Origin of the sequence: Paenibacillus cisolokensis (assembly GCF_018403665.1) — a bacterium.
In the GTDB taxonomy this organism is placed as follows: Bacteria; Bacillota; Bacilli; order Paenibacillales; family Paenibacillaceae; genus Paenibacillus_AH; species Paenibacillus_AH cisolokensis.
The window spans coordinates 1-2,558 of record NZ_BOVJ01000151.1; the positions used below are offsets into that span (position 1 = coordinate 1).

Below are 2,558 nucleotides of genomic sequence, written 5' to 3' on the forward strand. Positions count from 1 at the left end.
GTAAGCGTCAAATATTCCCCACCTACACGGACTCGAAGATTCATGAGAAACTAAGCGTATCGGAAAGATAGGAGGTACGCGCGAATGAACGAAAATGAACGCAACGAGCAATGGCGGGAGCGGATCCGTGCCTATCGGGAAAGCGGACAGACCATGCGAGCATGGTGTGCCGCCCAAGAAATCCCGTTCAACCAACTGAAATACTGGCTGCGCAAACTGTCGCCGGGCAAACGGAAATCACCAACGACGACTTGGGTGACGGTCACCCCAACGCCGCCTTCATCGGCGGAAGCCTCCCCCCTCGTCGTCCGGATCGGCAACGCATCCATCGACATCCGTCCCGGTTTCGATGCGTCCCTGCTCACGCAAGTGGTGCGGGTGCTGGAAGCGGGACGCTGATGCTCCCCCTTCCCGAACGGATCGTCCTGGCCAGTGGCGCGACGGATCTTCGGAAATCGATCGATGGGCTGGCCGCCCTTGTCCAGGAAAGCTTTGGCTGCAGTCCGTTTGCGCCCACCCTGTTCGTGTTCTGCAACCGGCAGCGGGACAAGCTGAAAATGCTTTACTGGGAACACAACGGCTTCTGGCTGTTCTACCGTCGGCTGGAGCGCGGCACGTTCCGATGGCCGGAGCCGTCGGACGGAAGTAGCCTGACGCTCTCCCTGCAGCACCGTCAATTGCGCTGGTTGCTGGACGGACTCGCGCTGGATCAGCGGCAGGCCCATCGGCCGGTGCACGCCGAGGTCGTCCTGTAACGGCTTTCCCATCGGCGTGTTCAACAAATCGCCATGCTCATCGGCAGGAAAGGAGCCCCGCTGTCGCGAAATCCATCATCATGGAAAACCGAGCGAACATCTCCCCCCCGACCTCGGAAGAGGTCATTCGACAATTAACCGAACAAGTGGCGGCGCTCAAGCTGCAGGTTGCCTGGTACGAAGAGCAATTCCGGCGGGCGCAGCAAAAACGTTTCGGCGCCTCCAGCGAACAAACGCATCCGGATCAACTGACGCTGTTCAACGAAGCCGAAGCGGAGGCCGATCCGAAGGCACCCGAGCCGACGGTCGAAACGGTGACCGTTCAGCGGCGGAAGAAAGCCAAAGGCGAACGGGAAGCGAAACTGGCGAACCTGCCGGTCGAAACGATCCACTACACGCTGGACGAAACGGAAGGCGTCTGCCCGGATTGCGCCGGGCCGCTGCATGCGATGAGCACGGAAGTGCGGCGGGAACTGAAGATCATTCCGGCGCAGGTGAGCGTCGTCGAGCATGTACGCCACGTGTACAGTTGCCGCTGTTGCGAGCAAACGGGCATGCGCACTCCAGTCGTGACCGCACCCATGCCGGCCCCGGCGTTGCCGGGCAGTCTGGCGTCGCCCTCCATGCTGGCGCACGTGATCCATCAGAAATACGTGAACAGCTTGCCGCTCTACCGGCAGGAAGAACAGTTCCGGCAATGGGGCATCGACCTGTCGCGGCAGACGATGGCCAATTGGCTGATCGCCGCCAGTGAGCGGTGGCTCGTTCCCTTGTACGATCTCTTCCATACCAAGCTTCTGGCGCAAGATCATGTCCATGCGGATGAAACGACGCTGCAGGTCCTGCGGGAGCCGGGCCGATCCGCGCAAGCGAAATCGTACCTGTGGCTGTATCGCACCGGGCGCGGAGCCGCGCCCGATGTCGTGCTGTACGACTACCGGACTGGACGCGGCAGCGAACACCCGGAGGCCTTTCTGACCGGGTTCACGGGGTACTTGCAGACGGACGGCTACAGCGGATATGCCAGGCTCAAGGGGGTTACGCAGTTGGGCTGCTGGGCGCATGCGCGGCGCAAATTTCACGAAGCCGTGCAGGCGACGCCGCCCGCGCAACGCGCCCAAACCGCCGCGGCGGAAGGGTTGGCCTTGTGCAATGCGCTGTTTGAAGTCGAACGCCGCTGGAAGGAGGCGACGGCGGAGGAGCGCCATGCAGCCCGCCTGGAGGAAAGCCAGCCGATTCTGGATCGGATGGCGGCTTGGCTTGAGGGCCAACGCGCGCGCGTGTTGCCCAAAGGGCTGCTCGGCACTGCGATCACCTACTGCACGAACCAGTGGCCGAAGCTCACTGCTTTTTTGCAGGACGGGCGGCTGGAGAACGACAACAACCGCAGCGAACGGGCGATCAAGCCGACGGTGATCGGCCGAAAAATTTCTTGTTTAGCAACACGCCGCGCGGAGCAAGGGCCAGTGCGGTGTTATACAGCATCGTCGAAACGGCAAAAGCAAACCGGCTGAAACCGGAGGCTTATTTGCAGTACCTGTTCGAGCAACTGCCACAGTTGCCGAACTTGCAGGACGCCACCGCTCTGGAGAAGCCGGCCCCGTGGTCGCCCGCATTGCCGATCACGTGTCGCCTGTTCTGACGTTGTGCCCCGAACCGCTCTGACTGCTCAGTCAGGGCTCTTTGGCGTTCCGTCTTGTTTGGCGACGCCCGCGCATACGCTTCGTTCCTATTCTCGCAGGCTGGGGAAGCTTTGACCAGGTGTGCTAGATTTGACGCTTACCCAAAGCGGCCTGAGATGGG

General features: G+C 61.6%; 2 protein-coding genes and 1 pseudogene. All 3 read left to right on the top strand.

The window, feature by feature from the left end; translation table 11 throughout:
• Positions 1-84 precede the first annotated feature (84 nt).
• Positions 85-399, top strand: coding sequence for an IS66 family insertion sequence element accessory protein TnpA (gene tnpA / locus PACILC2_RS19605; RefSeq protein WP_213530295.1), 315 nt, complete (start codon positions 85-87; stop codon positions 397-399).
• A complete protein-coding gene (gene tnpB, locus PACILC2_RS19610) occupies positions 399-755 on the top strand; it encodes an IS66 family insertion sequence element accessory protein TnpB (protein WP_213530297.1) in 357 nt (118 codons plus the stop codon). The genes tnpA and tnpB overlap by 1 nt, the downstream gene beginning before the upstream one ends.
• A gap of 80 nt (positions 756-835) precedes the next feature.
• A pseudogene (tnpC, locus tag PACILC2_RS19615) lies at positions 836-2,397 on the top strand (IS66 family transposase).
• The last annotated feature ends 161 nt before the right edge of the window (positions 2,398-2,558 follow it).

What these genes read in the sequence shown, in the direction of transcription:
- tnpA (WP_213530295.1), top strand. Translation starts at nt 85, where the DNA reads ATGAACGAAAATGAACGCAACGAGCAATGGCGGGAGCGGATCCGTGCC.
- tnpB (WP_213530297.1), top strand. Translation starts at nt 399, where the DNA reads ATGCTCCCCCTTCCCGAACGGATCGTCCTGGCCAGTGGCGCGACGGAT.